The sequence below is a fragment of the Pseudomonas sp. PS01298 genome (genome assembly GCF_029959745.1).
In the GTDB taxonomy this organism is placed as follows: Bacteria; Pseudomonadota; Gammaproteobacteria; order Pseudomonadales; family Pseudomonadaceae; genus Aquipseudomonas; species Aquipseudomonas aylmerensis.
Genome location: NZ_JASCPP010000016.1, coordinates 35,424 through 58,083 on the forward strand (window position 1 = coordinate 35,424; position 22,660 = coordinate 58,083).

General features: G+C 62.3%; 22 protein-coding genes. 14 read left to right on the forward strand and 8 right to left on the reverse strand.

All coding sequences use genetic code 11. From position 1 onward, the window contains the following. Positions 1–34: 34 nt before the first annotated feature. The gene (locus QMX97_RS08950) at positions 35–286 is read right to left on the reverse strand and encodes a hypothetical protein (RefSeq protein WP_065901929.1); all 252 of its coding nucleotides are present in this window, start codon (positions 284–286) and stop codon (positions 35–37) included. 158 nt (positions 287–444) lie between these two features. Between QMX97_RS08950 and QMX97_RS08955 the strand changes: the two genes are divergently transcribed. The 4 genes from QMX97_RS08955 (at position 445) to QMX97_RS08970 (ending at position 4,266) form a co-directional block, all read left to right on the forward strand. Next, a complete protein-coding gene (locus tag QMX97_RS08955; protein WP_065901542.1) occupies positions 445–921 on the forward strand; it encodes a PaaI family thioesterase in 477 nt (158 codons plus the stop codon). Further along, positions 918–1,370, forward strand: a complete 453-nt coding sequence (locus QMX97_RS08960; RefSeq protein WP_106804690.1) for a PaaI family thioesterase — start codon at positions 918–920, stop codon at positions 1,368–1,370. The genes QMX97_RS08955 and QMX97_RS08960 overlap by 4 nt, the downstream gene beginning before the upstream one ends. Before the next feature lie 89 nt (positions 1,371–1,459). Then, positions 1,460–3,364 carry a molecular chaperone HtpG gene (gene htpG, locus QMX97_RS08965; protein WP_282396749.1) on the forward strand — a complete coding sequence of 635 codons (1,905 nt, stop codon included), beginning with the start codon at positions 1,460–1,462 and terminating at the stop codon, positions 3,362–3,364. Between the two features lie 173 nt (positions 3,365–3,537). Beyond that, positions 3,538–4,266, forward strand: coding sequence for a dienelactone hydrolase family protein (locus QMX97_RS08970; RefSeq protein ID WP_065901536.1), 729 nt, complete (start codon positions 3,538–3,540; stop codon positions 4,264–4,266). A 78-nt stretch (positions 4,267–4,344) separates the two neighbouring features. On the opposite strand, the gene QMX97_RS08975 is transcribed toward QMX97_RS08970, so the two are convergent. Further along, the gene (locus QMX97_RS08975) at positions 4,345–5,211 is read right to left on the reverse strand and encodes a pirin family protein (RefSeq protein WP_282396750.1); all 867 of its coding nucleotides are present in this window, start codon (positions 5,209–5,211) and stop codon (positions 4,345–4,347) included. 64 nt (positions 5,212–5,275) lie between these two features. Beyond that, a complete protein-coding gene (locus QMX97_RS08980) occupies positions 5,276–5,692 on the reverse strand; it encodes an OsmC family protein (RefSeq protein WP_065901531.1) in 417 nt (138 codons plus the stop codon). 140 nt (positions 5,693–5,832) lie between these two features. On the opposite strand from QMX97_RS08980, the gene QMX97_RS08985 reads away from it, so the two are divergent. Both QMX97_RS08985 and QMX97_RS08990 read left to right on the forward strand, forming a co-directional pair. After that, positions 5,833–6,855 (forward strand): amidohydrolase family protein, encoded by a 1,023-nt coding sequence (locus QMX97_RS08985; RefSeq protein WP_201143839.1) that lies wholly within the window; start codon positions 5,833–5,835, stop codon positions 6,853–6,855. A 97-nt stretch (positions 6,856–6,952) separates the two neighbouring features. Next, positions 6,953–8,578 (forward strand): methyl-accepting chemotaxis protein, encoded by a 1,626-nt coding sequence (locus QMX97_RS08990; protein ID WP_065901525.1) that lies wholly within the window; start codon positions 6,953–6,955, stop codon positions 8,576–8,578. A gap of 177 nt (positions 8,579–8,755) precedes the next feature. Here QMX97_RS08990 and fabB read toward each other — a convergent pair whose 3' ends face one another. From fabB to QMX97_RS09015, 5 genes are all read right to left on the reverse strand, one after another. Beyond that, entirely contained in the window at positions 8,756–9,976 is a 1,221-nt protein-coding gene (fabB, locus tag QMX97_RS08995; protein ID WP_017134470.1) for a beta-ketoacyl-ACP synthase I, read from the reverse strand. An 11-nt stretch (positions 9,977–9,987) separates the two neighbouring features. Continuing rightward, on the reverse strand, positions 9,988–10,503 hold the full coding sequence (gene fabA / locus QMX97_RS09000; protein WP_010211704.1) for a 3-hydroxyacyl-[acyl-carrier-protein] dehydratase FabA: 516 nt from the start codon (positions 10,501–10,503) through the stop codon (positions 9,988–9,990). Positions 10,504–10,752: 249 nt separating this feature from the next. After that, on the reverse strand, positions 10,753–12,654 hold the full coding sequence (locus QMX97_RS09005; RefSeq protein ID WP_120448002.1) for an ATP-binding protein: 1,902 nt from the start codon (positions 12,652–12,654) through the stop codon (positions 10,753–10,755). Next, a complete protein-coding gene (locus QMX97_RS09010) occupies positions 12,651–13,586 on the reverse strand; it encodes an ABC transporter substrate-binding protein (RefSeq protein WP_106804685.1) in 936 nt (311 codons plus the stop codon). Before QMX97_RS09010 ends, QMX97_RS09005 begins: the two co-directional genes overlap by 4 nt. Before the next feature lies 1 nt (position 13,587). Then, positions 13,588–15,708 carry a TonB-dependent receptor gene (locus tag QMX97_RS09015; protein WP_315974939.1) on the reverse strand — a complete coding sequence of 707 codons (2,121 nt, stop codon included), beginning with the start codon at positions 15,706–15,708 and terminating at the stop codon, positions 13,588–13,590. A gap of 195 nt (positions 15,709–15,903) precedes the next feature. Between QMX97_RS09015 and QMX97_RS09020 the strand changes: the two genes are divergently transcribed. The 8 genes from QMX97_RS09020 (at position 15,904) to QMX97_RS09055 (ending at position 22,616) form a co-directional block, all read left to right on the forward strand. Beyond that, positions 15,904–16,929 carry an NAD(P)H-dependent glycerol-3-phosphate dehydrogenase gene (locus QMX97_RS09020; protein ID WP_106804683.1) on the forward strand — a complete coding sequence of 342 codons (1,026 nt, stop codon included), beginning with the start codon at positions 15,904–15,906 and terminating at the stop codon, positions 16,927–16,929. A gap of 10 nt (positions 16,930–16,939) precedes the next feature. Beyond that, positions 16,940–17,287: a DUF4389 domain-containing protein gene (locus QMX97_RS09025; protein WP_017846785.1), complete on the forward strand. Its 348-nt coding sequence runs from the start codon at positions 16,940–16,942 to the stop codon at positions 17,285–17,287. Beyond that, entirely contained in the window at positions 17,284–17,733 is a 450-nt protein-coding gene (gene sixA / locus QMX97_RS09030; protein WP_282396751.1) for a phosphohistidine phosphatase SixA, read from the forward strand. The genes QMX97_RS09025 and sixA overlap by 4 nt, the downstream gene beginning before the upstream one ends. An 85-nt stretch (positions 17,734–17,818) precedes the next feature. Next, positions 17,819–19,468 (forward strand): AMP-binding protein, encoded by a 1,650-nt coding sequence (locus QMX97_RS09035; RefSeq protein WP_282396752.1) that lies wholly within the window; start codon positions 17,819–17,821, stop codon positions 19,466–19,468. Between the two features lie 31 nt (positions 19,469–19,499). Then, positions 19,500–19,943 carry a hotdog fold thioesterase gene (locus QMX97_RS09040; protein WP_120448004.1) on the forward strand — a complete coding sequence of 148 codons (444 nt, stop codon included), beginning with the start codon at positions 19,500–19,502 and terminating at the stop codon, positions 19,941–19,943. A gap of 97 nt (positions 19,944–20,040) precedes the next feature. Continuing rightward, complete coding sequence (locus QMX97_RS09045) at positions 20,041–20,844, forward strand: alpha/beta hydrolase (RefSeq protein ID WP_201143844.1); 804 nt, start codon at positions 20,041–20,043, stop codon at positions 20,842–20,844. Further along, a complete protein-coding gene (locus QMX97_RS09050) occupies positions 20,841–21,695 on the forward strand; it encodes an alpha/beta fold hydrolase (RefSeq protein WP_120448006.1) in 855 nt (284 codons plus the stop codon). The genes QMX97_RS09045 and QMX97_RS09050 overlap by 4 nt, the downstream gene beginning before the upstream one ends. 102 nt (positions 21,696–21,797) lie before the next feature. After that, entirely contained in the window at positions 21,798–22,616 is an 819-nt protein-coding gene (locus QMX97_RS09055) for a DUF4892 domain-containing protein (protein ID WP_065901489.1), read from the forward strand. Positions 22,617–22,660 lie beyond the last annotated feature (44 nt).

Genomic DNA, 22,660 nt, shown 5'->3' on the forward strand with positions numbered 1-22,660 from the left:
TCTTTTTGCAGCCAAGCTATTTCAAGCCGCGGTATCAAGAACCGCTGGCAGGGGTAGCAGGTGCTGCTTCTTTTGCGGCGGCTTCGTTCGATTCAGCCTGAGCTTTGGCAGCATCGGCGTTTTCTTTCGCAGCGTCGTTCACTTTATCCTGAGCCTTCGCCATATCTTTTTGAGCTTGCTCGGAATGTGCGGCGGCGTCTTGGGCTTTGTCTTCGGATTTCTTATCGCAGGCAGCGAGACCGAGGGCAGCGGCCAACATCATGGAAATAGCTAAAGTCTTGCGCATGGGGTGTTTCTCCTTATTGAAGATATCTACTGGCCTTTCGAGCATGGGCGTTCTGCATTAGTTCCTTTAATTCCACAGATATATAAACCACCGGTGCAAAGGAACTTTCCTGCCCGCCGGCTATTGCACCGATCATCACTAATAAGAGTCTTCCACGAATGACCGAAAATCCCTTGTTAGAGCGTGCGTCGCGCTTTGTATCGGCCTTGCGCCATTGTCAGGTGCTGGGCATCACCGCTCATCAGGCCAGCGAGGAGGGCATCACGCTGCTCATGCCTTATGCGCCGCAACTGGTCGGCGACCCGCGGACCGGCGTCATTCACGGTGGCGCATTGACCTCCCTGATGGACACCGCCTGCGGCATGGCCACCCTGTGCGTGTTGCCGGAGTTCGAGGTGTGCCCGACTCTCGACCTGCGTATCGACTACATGCATCCCGCCGCACCGCACCAGCCTGTCTATGGATTTGCCCAATGCTACCGGGTGACCACCGACGTGATCTTCACGCGCGGCTTTGCCTACCAGGATGACCCACAACAGCCCATCGCCCATGTCGTCGGCACGTTCATGCGCATGGGCAAGCGTCTCAAAGGGGCGCAAGGGTTGAGCAACACGATCAAGGGAGAGCAGGCATGACCCATCGATTCAAGACGCGCCTGGAGCAGGCCCATGAACGCGGCGATTATGCAGCGCTGCTCGAACTGATCCCCTACGCCAAGCTGATCGGTATCGAATGCACCCGGCTTGGGGATGAACTGCTGTTCCGCCTGCCGGCCAACAAGGACAATATTGGTAACCCGATATTGCCGGCGCTGCATGGCGGGGTCATCGCAGGCTTCATGGAGTTGTCTGCCGCGCTGCATCTGCTGGTGTTCACCGGCGCGCCGGGCTTCCCGAAAATCATCGATTTCTCCCTCGATTACCTGCGTGCCGGGCAGTTTCGCGACACCTACGCCAAATGCCAGGTGTGGCGCCAGGGCCGAAGGGTGGCGAATGTGGCGATCACCGCCTGGCAAAGCACGCAGGCTGAGCCCATCGCCACCGCCCGCGCGCATTTCAAGATTGAGGAAGTCGGCCGCCCTTGAAATCCTGCTCTTAGCCCCCAACTTTGATGACAACCCGCCGCCAACCCTCAAGGGCGCGGCCACTGCCATCCAATTGGAGTTTGATGACCATGAGTGTGGAAACTCAAAAGGAAACCCTGGGCTTCCAGACCGAGGTGAAGCAACTGCTGCACCTCATGATCCATTCGCTGTATTCCAACAAGGAAATCTTCCTTCGCGAATTGATCTCGAACGCCTCTGACGCTGTCGACAAATTACGTTTCGAAGCCCTGTCCAAGCCTGAATTGCTGGAAGGCGGCGCCGAACTGAAAATCCGCGTGAGCTTCGACAAGGACGCCAAGACCGTCACCCTCGAAGACAACGGCATCGGCATGAGCCGCGAAGACGCGATCACCCACCTTGGGACCATCGCCAAATCCGGCACTGCCGACTTCATGAAAAACCTCTCGGGCGACCAGAAGAAAGATTCGCACCTGATCGGCCAGTTCGGCGTGGGCTTCTACTCGGCCTTCATCGTCGCCGACAAGGTGGAAGTGTTCAGCCGCCGCGCCGGCCTCGACGCCAGCGAAGGCGTGCATTGGTCTTCGAAAGGCGAGGGCGAATTCGAAATCGCCACGATCGACAAGGCTGATCGCGGCACGCGCATCGTCCTGCACCTCAAGTCCGGTGAAGATGAATTCGCCGATGGCTGGCGCCTGCGCAACATCGTCAAGAAGTACTCCGACCACATCGCCCTGCCGATCGAGCTGCCGAAAGAACAAGCGGCCGCCGAAGGCGAAGAAGCGCCTGCCCAGGAATGGGAAGTGGTCAACCGCGCCAGCGCGCTGTGGACCCGTCCGCGTACCGAGATCAAGGACGAGGAATACCAGGAGTTCTACAAGCACATCGGTCACGACTACGAAAACCCGCTGAGCTGGAGCCACAACAAGGTCGAAGGCAAGCTGGAATACAGTTCGCTGCTCTATGTGCCGGCCCGCGCGCCGTTCGACCTGTACCAGCGTGAAGCGCCAAAAGGCCTGAAACTCTACGTACAGCGCGTGTTCGTGATGGACCAGGCGGAATCCTTCCTGCCGCTGTACCTGCGCTTCATCAAGGGCGTGGTCGACTCCAACGACCTGTCGCTGAACGTGTCGCGGGAAATCCTGCAAAAAGACCCGATCATCGACTCGATGAAGTCGGCGCTGACCAAGCGCGTGCTCGACATGCTGGAAAAACTGGCGAAGAACGAGCCTGAGCAATACAAGGGCTTCTGGAAAAACTTCGGCCAGGTCATGAAAGAAGGCCCGGCGGAAGATTTTGCCAACAAGGAAAAAATCGCCGGCCTGCTGCGTTTTGCCTCCACCCAAGGCGACGACGGCGAGCAGAACGTTGCCCTGGCCGAATACCTGGCACGCGCCAAGGAAGGCCAGGACAAGATCTACTACCTCACCGGCGAAACCTACGCGCAGGTCAAGAACAGCCCGCACCTGGAAGTCTTCCGCAAGAAAGGCATCGAAGTGCTGCTGCTGACCGACCGTATCGATGAGTGGCTGATGAGCTACCTCAACGAGTTCGACGGCAAATCCTTCATCGACGTGGCTCGTGGTGACCTGGACCTGGGTAACCTCGACTCCGAAGAAGAGAAGAAAGAAGCCGAAGAAGTCGCCAAGTCCAAAGAAGGCCTGGTTGAGCGGATCAAGGCGTCCCTGGGCGACGCGGTCAGCGAGGTGCGGGTTTCCCACCGCCTGACCGATTCCCCGGCGATCCTGGCTATCGGCGAGCAGGACCTGGGCATGCAGATGCGTCAGATCCTGGAAGCCAGCGGCCAGAAGGTACCGGACTCCAAGCCGATCTTCGAATTCAACCCGGCTCACCCGCTGATCGAGAAACTCGACGGCGAGCAGAGCGAAGAGCGTTTTGGCGACCTGTCGCACATCCTCTTCGACCAGGCGGCCCTGGCCGCTGGCGACAGCCTGAAAGACCCGGCCGCCTATGTGCGCCGACTGAACAAGCTGTTGGTGGAACTGTCGGTTTAACACCGTTGTAGAAAAACCCGCTTCGGCGGGTTTTTTCATTTGTAGCGCTTCATTGCAGGTGCACGTCTGTCGATGAAAAACTCGATGGCACTGCGTTCATTCAGGATGCTCGCGCTATTGTTGACGTTCTTCCCGAGCAAGCGTGCGCCTACACACCTCAACTGGAGTAAATGATGAGCCAAGTCACTGTGCGTTCCGTGGTCTATCAGATTGATGGCCAGTCTTATGAAAGCCGCCTGGCATTCGATGCCAGCCACAAGGGCCCGTTGCCAGGTCTGCTGATGGCGCCGAACTGGATGGGTGTGAGTGCGGGGGCCGAAGAAATCGCCAAGACCGTCGCCAGCAAAGGCTATGTGGTGCTGATCGCCGACCTGTACGGGCAAACGGTGCGCCCATCCAACGGCGATGAAGCCGGTGCAGCGATGATGCCGCTGAAAAATGACCGCCCGTTGTTGAACAAGCGCATGCAAGCAGCGTTTGAGCAACTGCAAGGCCAGACCGAAGCCGCAGTGGACACCTCGAAACTGGCCACCTTTGGCTTCTGTTTCGGCGGCTGCTGCTCTCTGGAGCTGGCGCGTACCGGTGCGCCGCTCAAGGCTGCCGTGTCGTTCCACGGCACCCTCGACACGCCGAACCCGGCGGACGCGAAGAACATCAAGGGTTCCGTGCTGGTGCTGCACGGTGCTTCCGACCCGTTGGTGCCGAAAGAGCAACTGCCGGCCTTTGAAGATGAAATGAACGCGGCCGGTGTGGATTGGCAACTGCTGAGCTACGGCGGCGCGGTGCATTCCTTTACCGACCCGCATGCCAATGTGCCGGGCAAGATGATGTACGACGCAAAGACCGCTGCGCGGGCTTTCCAGTCGATGCATAACCTGCTGGATGAAGTGTTCAAGGGCTGAAGCTTGAGCGCCTGTCAGGGCGTCTTAGCGGCCAAGCCCACTCCCAGTTGAATGTGGGAGCGGGCTTGCCTGCGAAGGCTATCTGACAGGCAACTCGATCCTGTCGGTTTCTCCCGGCACCGTTGGCCAATCCCCAGCCGCCCAGCGCTGCCTGGCCTGCTCGATCAGCGCCGGATCGCTCGCGACAAAATTCCAATTGATCCGCCGTGGTCCATCCAGTGGCGCGCCGCCAAACACCACCAGGTGGCAATCACTGTCGGCAAACAACGTCATTGCCTGCCCGGGCTCCAGCACCACCAGGCTGTTGACCTCCAGCCCCTCGCCGTCCAACTGCGCTTCACCGTCCAGCACATACACGGCGCGTTCCTCATGCTCATCCGGGATCAGCAGGGTGGTGGCCGTCTGCATCTGCACCTCGGCATACAGCGTGGGTGACAGCACCGGCACCGGCGATTTCAGGCAGAAGCCGCTGCCCGCGATCATGCGGATCGTCACACCCAGATTGTTACTCACCGGCAGGCTCGCGGCTGGGTGATGGCTGTAGTGCCCTGGTCCGTTTTCGTGGTCCTTGGGCGAAGCCAGCCACACTTGCAGCCCGTGCAGGCTGAAGCCACTGGCCTTGAGCGCCTCGGGCGTGCGCTCGACGTGGGCAATTGCGCTGCCGGCAGTCATCCAGCTGACATCGCCGGCCTGTACCACCTGGTTCGAACCCAGGCTGTCCTTGTGCTGCAGTGCGCCTTCGAACAGGTAGGTGAGGGTCGACAGGCCGATATGCGGGTGCTGGCGGATATTCATGCCGCTGCCTGGTGCGTAGCGGGTGGGCAGCATATGGTCGAAAAACACAAAAGGCCCGACGCTGCGGCATTCCCGCGAAGGCAGCGGGCGCAGGATAGGCTGGCCTTCGACATCTTCGGGGCGCGGGCGGATCACGGTGAGGGCGGTCATGGTGCATCCCAGTCTGAGCGGGTTAGGTGGCTTTGAGCATAACCCGCCCGACGGGAGGTTGCCGCTATTGGCTGAAGGCGCCTTCCGACAATGTTGTCTCGATGGTGACTTCGGCCGTGGTCATCAGCTTGTGCACCGGGCAGCGATCTGCCACGCGATGCAGTTCGTCGCGCTGCTCGTCTGTCAGCACGCCCTTGAGGGTCAGCTTGACGGCGAGCTTGTATTTACCCTTTTGCTCTTCACTGGCGTCGTGGCTGACTTCCACGGTCACGCCGGTCAGCGGGATGTCTTTTTTCTGGGCGTAGAGCTTGACGGTCAAGGCCTTGCACGAGGCCAGCGCGGCATCGAAGTAGTCGTGGGGGGAGGGCGCCGAATCGTCACCGCCCAGGCTTTTGGGCAGGTCGGTAAACAGCTCGTGGTTGTTGATGTTGACGCTGTGACGGAAGTTGTCGGCGTTCAACGTATTGACGGTAACAGGCATGGCAAACCTCACAGGGTGGCAGGATGAAGGTCATGCAGTTATAGAGCATGCTGGCACTTCGGTGTTCCGCGATTTTTGCCGGCTGAACCCCGGCAAGGCGCGCAAGGTCTACCAGAGTCAGCCCCTATCGAGGTTTTATCGTGCCCTGGACCCGCCTGAGTCTTGCCCTGTTACTCGCTGCCACCAGCCTGGCCGCCCACGCGCGTGACTATGCCTACAGCGACGCGCACCTGCATTACGTGGATTTTTTCCAGGAAACGGCAGGCATGGACAAGCTGCTCAAGGCCATGGCCGATAACCGTATCGAGCACGTGATGATTTCCGGTATCCCGGTAGCGAAGAAGTGGCACGAAGACGAACCCAAGCGCCCGCGCTACTACGCCGGTGATGACGCCGACGCCTATTGGTACAGTGCCACCGATGTGATCGTTGCGGCGGCGGTGACTAAACTGACGCCTGAACAGCGCCAGCACTTTCATCCCTTCCTCAGTGGCTTCAACCCCAACGACAAGAACTCGGCCGCGCACATCCAGCGCATGCTCGACCTCAATCCCGGGCTGTGGCAGGGCATCGGCGAGGTGTTCACCCGCCACGACGACCTGACCGCCCTGACATCCGGCGATACCCCGCGCGCGAATAACGAAGCCATGACCCGCATCTATCACCTGGCGGCCGAGAACGACCTGCCGGTGATGCTGCACTCCAATATCACCTCCAAGCGCGAACGGAATCCGCTGTACCTGGCCGAAGTGGAGGAATCACTGCGCAACCACCCGCACACGCGCTTTATCTGGGCGCATGCCGGCACCAGCAAGGAAATCCATCGCCACCAGGTGCAGATGGATTTTTTACTGCCCACCTTGAGTCGGCTGCTCGAGGCCTATCCCAACCTGTACATCGACCTGTCCTGGAGCATGCTCACGCCTTACTTGCTGGATGACGCGGGCAAGCCTCGGCCAGAATGGACAGCGTTGGTGGAGCGCTTCCCGGAGCGCTTTATGCTGGGGTCGGATGTGGTAGGGCGTTTCAACAAGCTGGGTAAGGAGATGCACCGCTTCGAGCCCTTCCTCGACGCGCTCCCTGAGGACATTGCCCACAAGGTGGCGCGGGATAACTTCCTGGCCATCCTGCCTAAAGCGCCTCGCGATTTGCCTCCTCGTTGATATCGCGTTTTGGTCTTACGCAATCGGGCGAGGACGCCGATAACGTTCAGGAGACCGGCTGCAGGTGGATGCAGCGCTTCTGGAAGGAACCTACGCAATGAATGTTCGCAGTTTGAATATCGCCCCGCGCGCCGGCTTGGGCTTTGGCGTATTGGCATTGATGGTGTTTGCCCTGGGCGGCTTTGCCCTTTTGCAGATGGCCAATATGCGCCAGCAATCGGATCAGGTGGAGAACAACTGGCTGCCCAGCGTGATGGCGGTGGGGGAGATGAGCCAGGACCTGCTGCGGGTGCGCGCGCTGACCTTGCGCTTGCTGCTTAACCGCGAGCCCGAGGCGCTGGCGCAGAACGAGCGCAAGCTCAATGACCTCAAGAGCGGCTTGCATCACGCGCAGACCCTGTACGAAGCGCTGATCGTGCTGCCCGAGGAGCGCACGCTGTTTGACCGCTTCAAGGTCCAGGAACAGCAATACCTGCAACGCCAGGAACAGGTGATGGGGTTTTCCAGGGCCAATCAGCTGGAGGACGCGGTCAAGGTGGTCAACGGCGAGATGAATCAACTCGCTGATGAAATGGCTGCGACCCTGCGCGACCTGGTCAACCTGAATAAGACCAACGCCAACCTGGCGGCAAGCCTGGCGCAGAGTGTGTTCAGCCAGTCGCGCAGTTGGGTGATCGGCATGATCGTGCTCACGGCGTTGATTACCATCGGGCTGGCGGTGTGGCTGACGCGCAGCATTGTGTTGCCACTGGCGCAGTCGTTGAAGGTCGCCCAGGGCGTCGCCAGTGGCGATCTGACCGGCGACATAAGCGTTACCGGCAACGACGAGCCGGCGCGCCTGCAGCAGGCGCTCAAGGGCATGCAGGAGAACCTGCGCGACACCATCCGGCGTATTTCCGAGTCGTCGAACCAGTTGGCGTCGGCTTCCGAGGAACTCAGTTGTGTCACCGAGGACGCCACGCGCGGCCTGCATCAGCAAAATCAGGAAATCGAACAGGCGGCCACGGCGGTCAACCAGATGACGGCAGCGGTGGAGGAAGTGGCGAGTAACGCCGTGGCCACCTCCCAGGCCTCGCGCGAGTCCGACCGCATTGCCCAGCAAGGGCGTGAGCAAGTGCACCAGACGGTGGTGTCCATCGAGGCGCTGGCCACTGACGTGACCGACAACGTGACGCAGGTCGAGGACCTGGCGCAAAAGGTCTATGGCATCAGCAAGGTGCTGGACGTGATCCGCTCGATTGCCGAACAGACCAACCTGCTCGCACTGAATGCGGCCATCGAGGCGGCGCGGGCCGGGGATGCCGGGCGCGGCTTTGCGGTGGTGGCCGATGAAGTGCGCGCGCTGGCCCACCGTACCCAGCAATCGACCCAGGAAATCGAGCAGATGATCAGCGGCATTCAGCAGGGCACCGATCAGGCGGTCAGTTCGATGCAACAGAGCAACAGTCGCGCGCGTTCCACCCTGGATATCGCCAAGTCGGCGGGGATGGCACTGGAGGAAATTGCCTCGGCGTTTACCTTGATCAACGAGCGCAACCTGGTGATCGCCAGTGCTTCCGAGCAACAGGCGGCGGTGGCGCGGGAGGTGGATCGCAATTTGATGAACATTCGCGACCTGGCGCACCAGACGTCGACCGGGGCGAACCAGACCAGTGCGGCGAGCCAGGAGTTGTCGCGGCTGGCGGTGGACCTGAATTCGATGGTGGCGCGGTTTTCGGTGTAGGGCAGCAGGTCGAGCTGGCGTCATCGCAGGCAAGCCAGCTCCCACATTTGGCTGTATTCACACTTCAAAATGCCGGAGCTGGCTTGCCTGCGATAGAGGCGCCGCGGTCTCGCCTGTAATCACCCACAAAAAAGCCCCGAACCAGTCGGGGCTTTTTATTGGGTCGAGCTACAGGTCTTACTTACCCTGCCAGCGTTTCAGTACCAGGGTGGCGTTGGTGCCACCGAAGCCGAAGCTGTTGCTCATCACGGTGTCGATCTTGGCGTTTTCGACGGTCTTGGTCAGGATCGGCATATCGGCGACGACCGGGTCGATCTCGTCGATGTTGGCCGAACCGGCCATGAAGTTGCCTTCCATCATCAGCAGGCAGTAGATCGCTTCGTGAACGCCGGCGGCGCCCAGGGAGTGACCGGACAGGCTCTTGGTGGAGCTGATGGCTGGCGCCTTGTCGCCGAATACCGCACGCACGCCTTCCATTTCCTTGGCGTCACCGACCGGAGTCGACGTGCCGTGGGTGTTCAGGTAGTCGATTGGGGTATCTACGGTGGACATGGCCATCTGCATGCAACGGATGGCGCCTTCACCGCTTGGCGCAACCATGTCGTAGCCGTCGGAGGTTGCGCCGTAGCCGACGATTTCCGCGTAGATCTTGGCGCCACGGGCGAGGGCGTGTTCCAGCTCCTCGACCACCACCATGCCGCCACCGCCGGCGATGACGAAACCGTCACGCTTGGCGTCGTAGGCGCGGGAGGCCTTCTCCGGGGTTTCGTTGTACTGGGTGGACAGTGCGCCCATGGCGTCGAACAGGAACGACTGGCTCCAATGTTCTTCTTCACCGCCGCCGGCGAACACGATGTCCTGCTTGCCCAGCTGGATCTGCTCAACGGCAGTCCCGATGCAGTGGGCGCTGGTCGCGCAGGCGGAGGAGATCGAGTAGTTCACGCCCTTGATCTGGAATGGCGTGGCCAGGCAGGCGGAAACGGTGCTGCCCATGGTCCGCGTGACGCGGTAAGGGCCTACACGCTTGACGCCTTTTTCGCGCAGGATGTCCAGCGCTTCCATCTGGTTCAGGGTGGATGCGCCGCCCGAACCGGCGATCAGGCCGGTGCGTACGTTCGAAACCTGGTCTTCGCTCAGGCCGGAGTCGGCAATCGCGTCTTTCATGGCCAGGTAGGCATAGGCGGCAGCGTGGCCGACGAAGCGGTAGATCTTGCGATCGATCAGTTCTTCGAGGGGCAGGTCGATGGAGCCGGAAACCTGGCTACGCAGACCCATTTCGGCATATTCCGGGTTGAAGCGGATGCCAGGGCGACTTGCACGCAGGTTAGCGGTGACGGTCTCTTTGTCATTGCCCAGGCAAGAAACGATGCCCAGACCAGTGATAACGACGCGGCGCATGCGGATAACCCTTAAAAGTTGTCAGTGGAAGTGAATACGCCGACCCGAAGGCCTTCGGCAGTATAGATCTCGCGACCGTCGACGCTCACCGAACCATCGGCGATGGCGAGGTTCAGCTTGCCCTTGAGGACGCGCTTGATCTGAATGTTATAGGTGACTTTCTTGGCGGTCGGCAGGACCTGGCCAAAGAACTTCACTTCGCCCGAACCCAGGGCACGGCCGCGGCCCGGCAGGCCTTGCCAGCCGAGGAAGAAACCGACCAGCTGCCACATGGCGTCGAGGCCCAGGCAGCCCGGCATCACAGGGTCGCCTTCGAAATGGCAGGCGAAGAACCACAGGTCCGGGGTGATATCCAGCTCGGCGACCAATTCACCTTTGCCGTACTTGCCACCCTCTTCGCTGATATGGGTGATGCGATCCACCATCAGCATGTTCGGGGCGGGCAGTTGCGCGTTACCTGGGCCGAACAGCTCACCGCGACTGCAGCGCAGCAGGTCTTCCCGAGTAAAGGCGTTTTGTTTGGTCATGCGAGCTCCTCAATAATCCCATGCGGCAGGGTAGGGCAAATCTTCCCGAACCGAATGAAGCGTTCATGCCTCATGTCGGCAGCCTACACATAGACTATTGCGTTGTAGTGAAAGTCACAGCGGCAAGGTACTGAATGTACACTTGTTCACTGAAATTTTAAACCGGGCCTGTTTATCGGCCCGTTTGGGTGCCTAAGACTGCCGCACTTTCGTCTTTCACGCCAGTCGGAAGTGGCTGATGGCGCGGCGCTATTGCACCCAACGCTGCAGTATTTGCTGCAAATCCGTGCGTTTGAACGGCTTGGCCAGGTAATCGTTCATTCCCGCTGCGAGACACGCCTCACGGTCGCCCTGCAGGGCGTTCGCGGTGAGGGCGATAATCGGCAGGTCGGCGCAGCCCGGCAACTGGCGAATCTGGCGGGTCGCTTCATAGCCGTCGATCAGCGGCAGCCGGCAATCCATCAGGATCGCAGTGAAAATCAGGCTCTCGGCGCTGCGGATCGCCTCGGCGCCGTCGGTGGCCAGGCTGACCTGGAAGCCCAGGCTGCGCAGCATGGCTTCGACCACCGTGCGGTTCACCGGATTGTCCTCCACCAGCAGCACATGGCGACCCTCTCCGGCGCTGGTCTTGCCTTCGGCGTTGGCGGCAATCGCCGGCACGCTGTGCTGGTCGATGGCCAGCGGGATTTCCAGGGTAAACACCGAGCCACGGCCTTCTTCGCTCTGGGCGCGCAAGGTGCCACCCATGCGTTCGGCCAGGGTACGGGCGATGGGCAGGCCGAGGCCGGTGCCGCCGTAACGTCTTGAAATGGAACTGTCAGCCTGCTGGAACGCATCGAACATCAATTCCAGGCGTTCGGCGGAAATCCCGATGCCACTGTCGCGCACGGTGCAGGTGAACCACACCAGCTCATGGTCCAGGGTCTGCCAATGGGGCTCGACGCTGACGGTGCCGTGCTCAGTGAACTTCAGCGCATTGCCGATCAGGTTCACCAGGATCTGGCGGATACGCGTCGGATCGCCCTGCACCCGCAGGGTGTCCATGCCGGGCGGGATCGGCAGTTGCAACGCCAACCCGCGCTGCTGGGCGCTGTGCTGGAAGGCCTGGGCGCAGCTGTTGATCAGGTCCGCCAGGTTGAACGGAATGTGCTCCAACTCAAGCGCGGCACGCTCGATGCGCGAGAAGTCGAGGATGTCGTTGATGACCTTGAGCAGGTGCTCGGTGGACTCGGAGGCCAGCGCCGCGTATTCGGTCTGCTCCTCGGTCATCTCGGTGGTTTCCAGCAACTGCAGCATGCCCAGCACGCCGTTCATCGGCGTGCGCAGCTCATGGCTCATCATCGCCAGGAAGTCCGACTTGGCGTTGTTGGCGCGCTCGGCCTCCTCGCGGGTCTGGATCAACTGCGCCATGGCCTGCTGCTGTTCGCGACTGGCCTGGTTGAGGCCTTCGGCGAGGTTGTTGATATGCCGCGACAGGTCGCCCAGTTCCGAGTCATCGACAATCGGCAGCGGCGTCTTGTAGTCGCCTTGCTGGATGGCTTTCACGGCGTGGCCCATGGCGCTGATCGGCTGCGACAGGCTGGCGGCCAGGCGCCGTGCGAGCAGGAAGGTAAACAGCAGGGCGAACAGCGCGAGGATCCCGGCCTTGAACAGGATTTCCTGCTGGCGCTGGCTGAACGCGTCGTTGGACATGCCGACAATCACCCGGCCCAGGTAGTCCGCGCGGGGTGCCTTGGGTTCGTTGAGATTGTCCTGGAAAAAGTCGTTGCCCAGCTGGATATGCTGCAGGCGGATCGGCGCCTGGAAGACTTTCACCGACAGCGAGCGGTCATGTTTTTCCGAGGGCTGCTCGACGTAGACGAGGATGTTCTCGCTGCTGTCCTGGATCTCCAGGAAGCGCACGTGGGGCGTGGCCAGCGTGGCGCGCAGCAGGCTGTCGAGCACGTCGTTGTTGCCGGAAATCACCCCGTATTCAGTGGCCGGCGCCAGTTGGTTGGCGATCAGTTGGCCGGTGTGGTCGAGTTCCTGGCGCAGGTCCTGGATACGCACGAAGGTGAAGAAGCTGATCAACAGCAACGTCAGCAACAGCGCCGGGCCCAGGGTGATGAGCTGGGTGCGGGTGTTGATGTCCCAACGACGACGCAAGGTCATGGGTGTTTTTCTCCTTCGGCCAATCGGGCGGCGACGCTGGCGTCGTCCACCTGTTCGATGCCCAGTGAGCGCGCAACTTGCGGGTTGCCGACGACTTTGAAGTGTCTCGGGTAAAGTGCGCGCGGCCAGGTGGCGGGCGGTTGCTCAAGCAAATGGTCGAGTACGCTCAGCCAGTCGGCCTGGTCGCTGTAAGTGCTGGCCAGGCTGCCGGCCCGCACGAACCCGGCGTTCGGCCCCACCAACGGCAATTGTTGGGCGTAGCTGCTGAGCAACAGGTTCTTCGCGGTTTTCGGGTTGTAGAGTTGTGGATCGTCGAGGCCGAGCAGCACGTCGCTGTTTCTGAACAGCGATTGCAGCGGGCGGCTGTCGTTAATGTTGTCCCAGCGCTGTGGCACGATTTCCAGGCCCAGCAGCGTGGCCTGCTGGCGCAACTCGGGCAGCAGGAATTCGCTGTCGGCGCTGTAGAGCACGCCAATGCGCTGCGCTTGCGGCAGGATATTGTTGATCAGGCGCAGTTGGCGCTCCAGCGGCGGGTCGCTCCACAGCAGGGTAATGCGTGGATGCTGGGTGCTGCCCGGCCGTTCATGGGCTTGCAGGCGGCTGATGCGCAGCACCAGGGTCGGCGGGCCCTGCGCGTCCTGCAGGCGCCAGTCGAGGCCGGGCAGGTCGAGCAGGATCAGGCGGGTCGTGGCCGGCAGGTGGCTGGGGGCCGGCAGGTCCTTGAGGGGCGTGAAGGTGACGTGGTCCTGCGGTCGTTGCTCGGCTAGGGCCTTGGTAAAGGCCTGCACGCCGGCACCGTCCTCGGCGGCGGTCAACAGGATCTCGGCACTCCAGGCCGGTGTGGCCAGCAACAGACAGGCCAGCAGCACGCTGCGCCGGCAGAGTGTGTAGAGGTCAATAAAGAAGAAGGTCATCCGTGACGAGTCGCCCATATCAGAACTCTAACTCCGCGCTGAAGTAGAGTACGTGACGGTGGTCGTAATTGTTATCGGCCCATGTCGTGGGCTGGTTATCGAGGCGTTGTTGCAGCATGCCGGCCAGCTCCACGTTGGCTTTGCCCAGGGCAATACGCTTGGCCACGCGCAGGTCGACCCGTTCGAAGCGATATTGGTTGAGTGCGTCGTCGCCATAGTAGAACAGCGCGCTGGACCAGCCGTGGCCCCATTCGCGCAACCAGCCGGCCGAGCCACTGTTACGCGCGGTCTGCGCTTTGTCCAGCGGATTGCTGGAGCTGGCATCCACATAAGCATAGGTGAGCCGCAGGCGGTCGGCGTTGCTCATGCGCCAGTCGAATTGCGATTCGGCACCGCTGAACCGTGCGCTGTTGGCGTTGCTGGCAATGTACTGGTTGTTGCGCAGCGGCGAGCTGATCATGTCGGTGATTTCGTCGTAGAACAGCTTGACGTCCATGTTCAGCCCGATATCGGCAAAGAAACCGTTGTAGCCCAGTTCCCGCGAGCGCATCAGTTCTTTGTCGAGGTTGCCCGGGCCGCGCGTCTTCACGAAGTACTGGCCGCTGGTCTGGCCATAGGCCGGGGAGCTGAGGTTGGTGACGCGATAGCTCCAGTTGACATTGTTTTCGAACATGTCCGGCGAGCGGATTGCCTCGGAGTACACCGCGCGCAGGCCGTGGCGCGGGTTGATCAGGTAGTTGACCGCCACCCGCGGCGTCAGCGAGTTGCCGCTCAGGTGCGTGTCTTCATACATCGCGCCGCCCTGCAGCAGCCAATGTTCGCTGGCGCGCCATTCCAGTTGGCCGAACAGGCGCCAGGTAGTGTCGTCCAGGGTGCCGTTGAAGTAGGTGTCGGAGTCGGCCCGGTCGTAGCGATAATTCATACCGCTGACCAGGCGCAGGCTGTCGGACAGGCTGAGGGTGTCCTGGACCTCGATGTCGTAGCGGCTTTCGCGGGTGCTCTGGTCGATATCGCCGCACACGCTCTGGTTGTTGCCGTCGCGCCACTGGTCCAGCACCCGGTTGGCCAGCGCTTGCTCGGCGGCGCTGCCGGGTGGCGCGCTGCCCTGGCTGTAGGTGTCCATGTGGCGGGCGAGCAGCTCGGCGTAGTTGGGGTTCATCTGCCACAACTGGGTCAGTTCCGGACTGAACGAGACCTTGGCGTCGCAGGCCTTCCAGACTTGCTGGCGGTCCCACTGCTGCGCGGAGCCCTGGATGTACAGGCTGTGGTCGGGGTTGAAGTCGAAATTCCAGCGCAGGGAGCCGGCGTAGTCCTTGGACTTGACGTCGGAATTGTTACCGCCTTCGGTAATTCCGGCGAAGACCGGGGTGTAGGTATAAGGCCGTTGATTGGTGCCTTCCTTGGCATCCAGTTGCCAGTCGATACTCTGCTGCGCATTCAACGTCTGGCTCACCGCCAGGCTGAAGCGGTTGAGGCGGCGGCTGTCACGGCGATCGGCGCCGCTGGCGTCAGTGTCGAAACCGTCGTCCTGCTGGCCGGACAGCGACAAGCGCAGATCGCCGGTTTCCCAGCCCACGCCCTGGCTGGCATAGAAGTCATTGATGCCCCGTTCGCCGCGCACCACCTTGACCCTTGAGCCATGGCTGTTGGCCGGCGAGCGCGTGAGGATATTGACCACCGCCATCAATGCATTGGCGCCGTAACTGACGGTGTTGGGCCCGCGAAAAACCTCGATGCGCTCGATGTCTTCCATGGCCACCGGAATATCGCTCCAGTCCACCGTGGCCAAGCCGGCGCGGTACACCGAGCGGCCGTCGATCAGCACCTGCATGCGCCGCGCATCGCTGGCGCTGGTGCCGTGGTAGTTCACTGCCGCCTGGTTGCCGGTGGTGTAGCCGACCATCATCCCCGGTACCAGGCGCAGCAGTTCGCTGATGTCGCGTGCGCCGCTGGCCTTGATCAGTTCGCTGTCGATTACGGTCATGCTGCCGGGCACCGCGGCGGCCGATTGCTTCAGGCGCGTGGCGGTCAACACTTGCGGCAGCGGCTGGCTGTCGAGGAACAGGTCGTCGGCCAATACCGGTGCACTGCACAACAGCATCAGCCACAGAGATGAACGGGGAGGAGGGCCCAAATACACGGCACGGCCTTGATAATTACGGATAGCCGCCCATGTTAACTGAGGTAGGGTCTTTTGCCAGTCGTCGGACTTGCAATTACTTCACCCGCGCGCGGCATTTTCCGACAAGCGTACGAATTGATACGGGGGCTGGCCGCAAGCGGGTCGCTCCGTATAATGCCGCCATCGCCACTGGTATGGATTAACGGATTGCATATGACTGAACAGCGCCCTATTGCGGTCCTGGGAGGCGGAAGTTTTGGTACCGCCGTGGCTAACCTGCTGGCCGAGAACGGCCATCCGGTACGGCAGTGGATGCGTGATCCCGAGCAGGCCGAGGCCATTCGGGTGCACCGCGAAAATCCGCGTTACCTCAAGGGCATCAAGATTCTTCCCGGGGTCGAGCCGGTTACAGACCTGCTGGCCACCCTGACCGAGTGCGACTTGTGCTTCGTCGCCCTGCCTTCCAGCGCCTTGCGCTCGGTGCTGGCGCCGCACGCCGACCGGTTGGCGGGCAAGCTGCTGGTCAGCCTGACCAAGGGCATCGAGGCGCAGACCTTCAAGCTGATGAGCGAGATCCTCGAAGAGATCGCCCCGCAGGCGCGCATCGGCGTGCTCTCCGGGCCGAACCTGGCGCGGGAAGTGGCCGAGCACGCGCTGACCGCCACCGTGATCGCCAGCGAAGATGAAGCGTTGTGCGAGCGCGTGCAGGCGGTGCTGCATGGCCGCACTTTCCGCGTCTACGCCAGCAGTGACCGCTTTGGCGTCGAGCTGGGCGGCGCGTTGAAGAACGTCTACGCGATCATCGCCGGCATGGCCGTGGCGCTGGGCATGGGCGAAAACACCAAGAGCATGCTGATCACCCGCGCCCTGGCAGAAATGACCCGCTTTGCGGTGAACCAGGGCGCCAACCCGATGACCTTCCTCGGGCTGGCGGGCGTGGGCGACTTGATCGTCACCTGCTCGTCGCCGAAAAGCCGCAACTACCAGGTAGGGTTCGCCCTCGGCCAGGGCCTGAGCCTGGACGACGCGGTGACGCGGCTCGGCGAAGTGGCCGAAGGGGTCAACACCCTCAAGGTGCTCAAGGCCAAGGCCCAGGAAGTCGGCGTGTACATGCCGCTGGTCGCCGGGCTGCACGCGATCCTGTTCGAAGGGCGCACCTTGAACCAGGTCATCGAGCTGTTGATGCGGGCCGAGCCTAAAACCGATGTCGATTTTATTTCCACCAGTGGTTTCAACTGAGGAGCGCGTCATGAACGATCCCAAAGCAGCCCCCAAGTACGAGTCGATTGCCCTGCGCATCCTGTGGATGCTGGTGTTTGCCCTGGTGTGGCAAGTCGCGCAGTTCCTGCTCGGCGCGTTGGTGGTGGTGCAACTGATCTACCGCCTGGTCTACGGCGCCCCGAACCTGGGCCTGATGAACTTCGGCGACAGCCTCAGCCAGTTCCTCGCGCAGATCGGCCGTTTCGGCAGCTTCCATACCGAGCAGAAGCCCTGGCCTTTCGCCGATTGGCCAACCCCACGTGCACCAGAGGGCGAGGCCGCCCACAGCGTGCCGCCGGCACCGCACCCGGTACGCGATGAAGAGCCGAAACTGTGAAGCTCTGGGTCTTGCGCCACGGCGAGGCCGAAGGGCATGCACGGTCGGACGCCGAGCGTAACCTCACCGAGCATGGCCGCGCCGAAGTGTTGCGCAGTGCTGAGCACCTGATCGGCCAGCCGCTCAGCGCCATCCTCGCCAGCCCCTATGTGCGGGCGCAACAGACCGCGCACCTGGTGCGCGAGGCCTTGGGCTTCCAGCCGGAGATTCGCACGGTGCCGTGGCTGACCCCCGACGGCAACCCGCAGCAGGTGCTGGAAAAACTCGACACCGATGACAACGTGCTGCTGGTCAGCCATCAGCCGCTGGTCGGCAGCCTGATCAGCTTTCTGCAGCATGGCCATCTGCGCCAGCCGCAGGCGATGTACACCGCCAGCCTGGCGGAACTGGAAGGCGACTTCCCGCTGGCGGGGCTGATGAGCCTGGTCAGCGTGAACAATCCGTAGGCGTTATCGCGGCTTTGTGTGTGCTATATAGTCAACCGAGCAAGTGCTTGGTTGGCTATCGTCGGACCACAAAGGAGCGCGTCCCATGCCCGTCGCTTTTCGTTTGCCGTTGCAGGTCTTCTTCGAACGTGAAGCGCGTCATCCGCGCAAGACTATGCTGGTGCAGCCCGTTGGCGGGGGAGTCGTACACTCCCTCACCTGGGGCGAAGTCGGCCACCAGGCCCGTTGCGCCGCGCACTGGCTGCGCGCGCGCGAGCTGCCCGCCGGTTCGCACATTGCCCTGATCTCGAAAAACTGTGCCCACTGGATCATCGCCGACCTGGCTATCTGGATGGCCGGGCATGTCTCGGTGCCGCTGTACCCCAACCTGACTGCCGACTCCGTCGCCCATGTGCTGACCCATTCCGAGGCGGCCCTGGTGTTTATCGGCAAACTCGACGACTGGCCCGCCATGGCCCCCGGGGTCCCCGCAGGCGTGCCGACAGTCAGCCTGCCGCTATGCCCGGCGGGTGCATTCGACTTCAGCTGGGACGACCTGCAAGCCTGCCCGCCGATCGTGGATGAGCCGCTGCCCGCCGCGTCGGAACTGGCCACCATCATCTACACCTCTGGAACCACCGGCCTGCCCAAAGGCGTGATGCACAGCTTTGGCGCCCTGGGTTTTGCGGCCACGCGCGGCACCGCGTTGTTCGGTTTGGGCGAGGACGACCGCCTGCTGTCCTACCTGCCGCTGTGCCACGTGGCCGAGCGGATGTTTGTGGAAATGGCGGCGATCTACACCGGGCAAACCGTGTTTTTCGCCGAAAGCCTCGACACCTTCCTGGCTGACCTGCGCAGGGCCAGGCCGACCGCGCTGTTCGGGGTGCCGCGGATCTGGACCAAATTCCAGCTGGGCGTCTACGCCAAGATCCCGCAAAAACGCCTCGACACCTTGCTGCGCCTGCCGTTTATCGGCAAGCGCGTGGGCCACAAGGTGCTGGCAGGCTTGGGCCTGGATGCATTGCGCATTGCGCTGTCCGGCGCAGCGCCGGTGCCCGAGGCGTTGCTGCGCTGGTATCAGCGCCTGGGCCTGGATGTGCTTGAGGTGTATGGCATGACCGAAAGCTGTGGCTACTCCCATGTCTGCCGCCCCGGCCAGCAGACCCTCGGCTGGATCGGCCTGCCGTGCCCGGAGGTCGAGGTGCGTATCGACCCAACCGGCGAAGTGCAGGTGCGCAGCGGTGCGACCATGCTCGGCTATTTCAAGGACCCGGATAAGACCGCCGAAACCGTCACTGCCGACGGTTTCCTGCGCACCGGTGACAAGGGCGAGCAGGACGCCGACGGCCGCCTGCGCCTGACCGGGCGACTCAAGGAAATCTTCAAGACCAGCAAAGGCAAGTACGTGGCCCCGGCGCCGATTGAAAACCGCTTGGCCGAGCACGCGCGCATCGAGCAGGTGTGCGTGGTCGGCGATGGCCTGACGGCGCCGATGGGCTTGTGCGTGCTGTCGGCCCCGGGCCAGGACCGGCAAGCGTTGCAGGCCAGCCTGGAGCGCTGGCTGGAACAGGTCAACGCGGTGCTGGACAAGCATGAGCGCTTGCGCCAACTGGTGGTGGTCAAGGACAACTGGGCAGTGGAGAACGGCTTCCTGACCCCGACCTTGAAGATCAAGCGCAACGTGATCGAGTCGACTTACGGCGCACAGTTCCCCGACTGGAGCGCGCGCACCGAGGCGATTGTGTGGCAGGATTAGGGGCGTAATAAAACCAATAAGGACACTGTGTATGAGCTTGTGGCGCACCCAACCGAATATCGAGCAACTCAACGCGATTCAGAAAAACACCATCGGTGAACTGCTGGATATCCGCTTTGAAAGTTTTGACGATGAGTCCCTGACCGCCAGCATGGTGGTCGATCACCGCACCCATCAGCCCTATGGCCTGCTGCATGGCGGTGCGTCGGTGGTGCTGGCCGAGAGCGTCGGCTCCATGGCGGCCTACCTGTGTATCGACCCGAGCAAGTTCTATTGCGTCGGCCTTGAGGTCAACGCCAACCACCTGCGCGGTGTGCGCAGCGGTCGCGTGACGGCGGTGGCCAGGGCCATCCATATCGGGCGCACCACCCAGGTGTGGGACATTCGTTTGACCAGCGACGACGGCAAGGCCAGTTGCGTATCGCGCCTGACCATGGCCGTGGTGCCGCTGGGCGAGAACCCGCCGGCGCGATAGGCGTGGCGTGAGTGTCACCATTCCTGGCGGTTACAGTCATTGCTGTGGGGCGCCGGCGTGGTGACAATCAATCTCTGTATTTGTCGATGGGTCCGCTATGTCGCAGCACGTGTTTTTCGCCCATGCCAATGGGTTTCCTTCGGCCACCTACGGCAAGTTGTTCGCCGCCCTGGCCCCGGAATACGCGGTGGCTCACCTGCCGCAGCACGGTCACGACCCCCGGTTTCCGGTGGACGATAACTGGCAGAACCTGGTGGACGAGTTGATCCACCATCTTGAGCAGCAAGCGGAACCGGTGTGGGGCGTGGGCCATTCCCTCGGTGGCGTGCTGCATTTGCACGCGGCCATGCGCTGCCCGCAGCTGTACCGCGGGGTGGTGATGCTGGATTCGCCGGTGCTGACCCGTGCCGACCGCTGGGTGATTCGCGCCGCCAAGCGCTTTGGCTTTATCGACCGCCTGACCCCGGCCGGGCGCACCTTGGGTCGGCGTGAAGAGTTTTCCGACCTGGACGCCGCGCGCAGCTACTTTGCCGGCAAGACGCTGTTTCGCGGCTTCGACCCCGAATGCTTTGACGCTTACCTGCAACATGGCCTGCAGCAGGTCGGCGATCGCCTGCGCCTGCGCTTCGACCCGGCCACCGAAATCAGCATCTACCGAGGCGTGCCCCACACCAGCCCGGGCCAGGTGCGTCAATTGAAAGTGCCGTTGGCGGTGGTGCGCGGCCGGCAGAGCAGGGTGGTGATGCGTCACCATGCCAGCGGCGTCGGGCGCCTGCCCATGGGCGAAATGCTCACCATGCCCGGCGGCCACATGTTCCCCCTCGAGCGCCCACAGGACACCGCGACCCTGATCAAGAACCTGTTTGCCCGCTGGCAAGCCCGCGAGCGCAGTTGCGCATGAGTACGCCCGTCGAAGAAGTGCGCCTGAGCCTGCCGCATATCGAGTTGGCCGCCCATCTGTTCGGCCCCGAGGACGGCGTGCCGGTGATCGCCCTGCATGGCTGGCTGGATAACGCCAACAGCTTCGCGCGCCTGGCGCCGAAGCTTGCCGGCTTGCGCATTGTCGCCCTCGACATGGCCGGGCATGGACACTCCGCGCATCGTCCTGCAGGCGCCGGGTATGCCTTGTGGGATTACGTGTTTGACGTGCTGCAAGTGGCCGAACAGTTGGGCTGGAAACGTTTTGCATTACTTGGCCACTCCCTTGGCGCCATCGTCTCGCTGGTGCTGGCCGGAGCCTTGCCCGAGCGCATTACGCATCTGGGATTGATCGACGGCGTGGTCCCGCCCACCGCCAGCGGCGAGAGTGCCGCCGAGCGGCTGGGCATGGCCTTGCAGGCGCAATTGAACCTGCAGGACAAGCGCAAGCCGGTCTACGGCACGCTGGATCGGGCGGTTGAAGCGCGCATGAAAGGCGTGGTGGCCGTCAGCCGGGAAGCTGCAGAACTGCTGGCCCAGCGCGGTTTGATGCCGGTGCCAGGGGGTTATACCTGGCGCACGGACAGCCGCCTGACGCTGGCATCGCCGATGCGTCTGACGGATGAGCAGGCGATGGCTTTCGTGCGGCGTGTGGCGTGCCCGACACAGTTGGTGGTCGCCGCCGACGGCATGCTGGCGAAACATTCCGAATTGCTTTCTCAGCTGCCTTTCTCGGTCACCACGCTGCCGGGCGGCCATCATTTACACTTGAATGATGAGCCCGGCGCAGCTCTTGTTGCAGACTGTTTCAATCGGTTCTTCTCCACGCCTTGACTTGGCGCGGTCAACTGCCGAGGCTGGGCGGATTGAAAGGGAGTCAACCATGTACGATCTCAACACCGCTGCGACCTCCAATGGCCAGGGCTCACCGATCCGATGAGCCTGGGTAAAGGATGTATCCGCTTCCTCGGGCTGTGTGCTTTCAGCCCTCTGGTATTCGCCGCCGACGTACCGGGCAGTCAGGACCTGCCCAGCGTAGCTCGCCAGGTCGACGCACAAATCGTGGATTACCGCCCCGCTGAAGAAAAGGAACGCATCTACCCCATGGGCGCGATCCGCAAGATCAGCGGCCAGTTGCGTTACGAGGGCCAGGCCACCGCCCGTGGGCAAGCCACGGCGATCACCTATGAACTGCCCGCCGAGCACACCTCCAGCGCCGCGTTCACCGCGACGCGCGAAGCGTTGCAGGCCAAGGGGGCGCAACTGTTGTTCTGGTGCCAGGCCCGCGATTGCGGCGAGAGCAGCCTGTGGGCCAACGAAGTGTTCGGCAATGCCAAGCTGATGGGCGCCGATGGCCAGCAGGAATACCTGCTCTTGCGTCTCGCAGCCCCGCAGGATAATTCGCTGGTGGCGCTGTACGGCATCACCCGCGGCAATCGCCGCGCCTATCTGCATGTGGAACAACTGGACGCCAACGCGCCACTGGGCGACCTGCTGCCCACCTCGGCGACCCTGTTGCGCGAGTTGAAAAGCACTGGCGAGCTGGATTTCCCCACGTTGGGTGGCGAGCCTGACGACACCTGGCTGACCCTGATCTCCCGCGGCTTGAACCTGGACGCCACGTTGCGCGTCAGCCTGACCGGCGCCAGTGCCGAAGCCTGGCGCCAGGCCCTGGTCGACAAAGGTGTGCGCGCCGCGCGCATGGAAACCGGCACCGCTGAAGCCAAAGGCCTGCACCTGCATCTGATACGCTGACCGTTACAAGGCGGACGGACCCGTGCCGTTCGCCTAAGCTCTCT

What these genes read in the sequence shown, in the direction of transcription:
- QMX97_RS09010 (WP_106804685.1), bottom strand. Translation starts at nt 13,586, where the DNA reads ATGGGCGACTCGTCACGGATGACCTTCTTCTTTATTGACCTCTACACA.
- QMX97_RS09040 (WP_120448004.1), top strand. Translation starts at nt 19,500, where the DNA reads ATGAGCTTGTGGCGCACCCAACCGAATATCGAGCAACTCAACGCGATT.
- QMX97_RS09035 (WP_282396752.1), top strand. Translation starts at nt 17,819, where the DNA reads ATGCCCGTCGCTTTTCGTTTGCCGTTGCAGGTCTTCTTCGAACGTGAA.
- fabB (WP_017134470.1), bottom strand. Translation starts at nt 9,976, where the DNA reads ATGCGCCGCGTCGTTATCACTGGTCTGGGCATCGTTTCTTGCCTGGGC.
- QMX97_RS08960 (WP_106804690.1), top strand. Translation starts at nt 918, where the DNA reads ATGACCCATCGATTCAAGACGCGCCTGGAGCAGGCCCATGAACGCGGC.
- QMX97_RS09025 (WP_017846785.1), top strand. Translation starts at nt 16,940, where the DNA reads ATGAACGATCCCAAAGCAGCCCCCAAGTACGAGTCGATTGCCCTGCGC.
- QMX97_RS09020 (WP_106804683.1), top strand. Translation starts at nt 15,904, where the DNA reads ATGACTGAACAGCGCCCTATTGCGGTCCTGGGAGGCGGAAGTTTTGGT.
- QMX97_RS08950 (WP_065901929.1), bottom strand. Translation starts at nt 286, where the DNA reads ATGCGCAAGACTTTAGCTATTTCCATGATGTTGGCCGCTGCCCTCGGT.
- QMX97_RS08980 (WP_065901531.1), bottom strand. Translation starts at nt 5,692, where the DNA reads ATGCCTGTTACCGTCAATACGTTGAACGCCGACAACTTCCGTCACAGC.
- QMX97_RS09005 (WP_120448002.1), bottom strand. Translation starts at nt 12,654, where the DNA reads ATGACCTTGCGTCGTCGTTGGGACATCAACACCCGCACCCAGCTCATC.
- QMX97_RS09055 (WP_065901489.1), top strand. Translation starts at nt 21,798, where the DNA reads ATGAGCCTGGGTAAAGGATGTATCCGCTTCCTCGGGCTGTGTGCTTTC.
- fabA (WP_010211704.1), bottom strand. Translation starts at nt 10,503, where the DNA reads ATGACCAAACAAAACGCCTTTACTCGGGAAGACCTGCTGCGCTGCAGT.
- QMX97_RS08970 (WP_065901536.1), top strand. Translation starts at nt 3,538, where the DNA reads ATGAGCCAAGTCACTGTGCGTTCCGTGGTCTATCAGATTGATGGCCAG.
- QMX97_RS09045 (WP_201143844.1), top strand. Translation starts at nt 20,041, where the DNA reads ATGTCGCAGCACGTGTTTTTCGCCCATGCCAATGGGTTTCCTTCGGCC.
- QMX97_RS08975 (WP_282396750.1), bottom strand. Translation starts at nt 5,211, where the DNA reads ATGACCGCCCTCACCGTGATCCGCCCGCGCCCCGAAGATGTCGAAGGC.
- QMX97_RS09050 (WP_120448006.1), top strand. Translation starts at nt 20,841, where the DNA reads ATGAGTACGCCCGTCGAAGAAGTGCGCCTGAGCCTGCCGCATATCGAG.
- htpG (WP_282396749.1), top strand. Translation starts at nt 1,460, where the DNA reads ATGAGTGTGGAAACTCAAAAGGAAACCCTGGGCTTCCAGACCGAGGTG.
- QMX97_RS08990 (WP_065901525.1), top strand. Translation starts at nt 6,953, where the DNA reads ATGAATGTTCGCAGTTTGAATATCGCCCCGCGCGCCGGCTTGGGCTTT.
- QMX97_RS08955 (WP_065901542.1), top strand. Translation starts at nt 445, where the DNA reads ATGACCGAAAATCCCTTGTTAGAGCGTGCGTCGCGCTTTGTATCGGCC.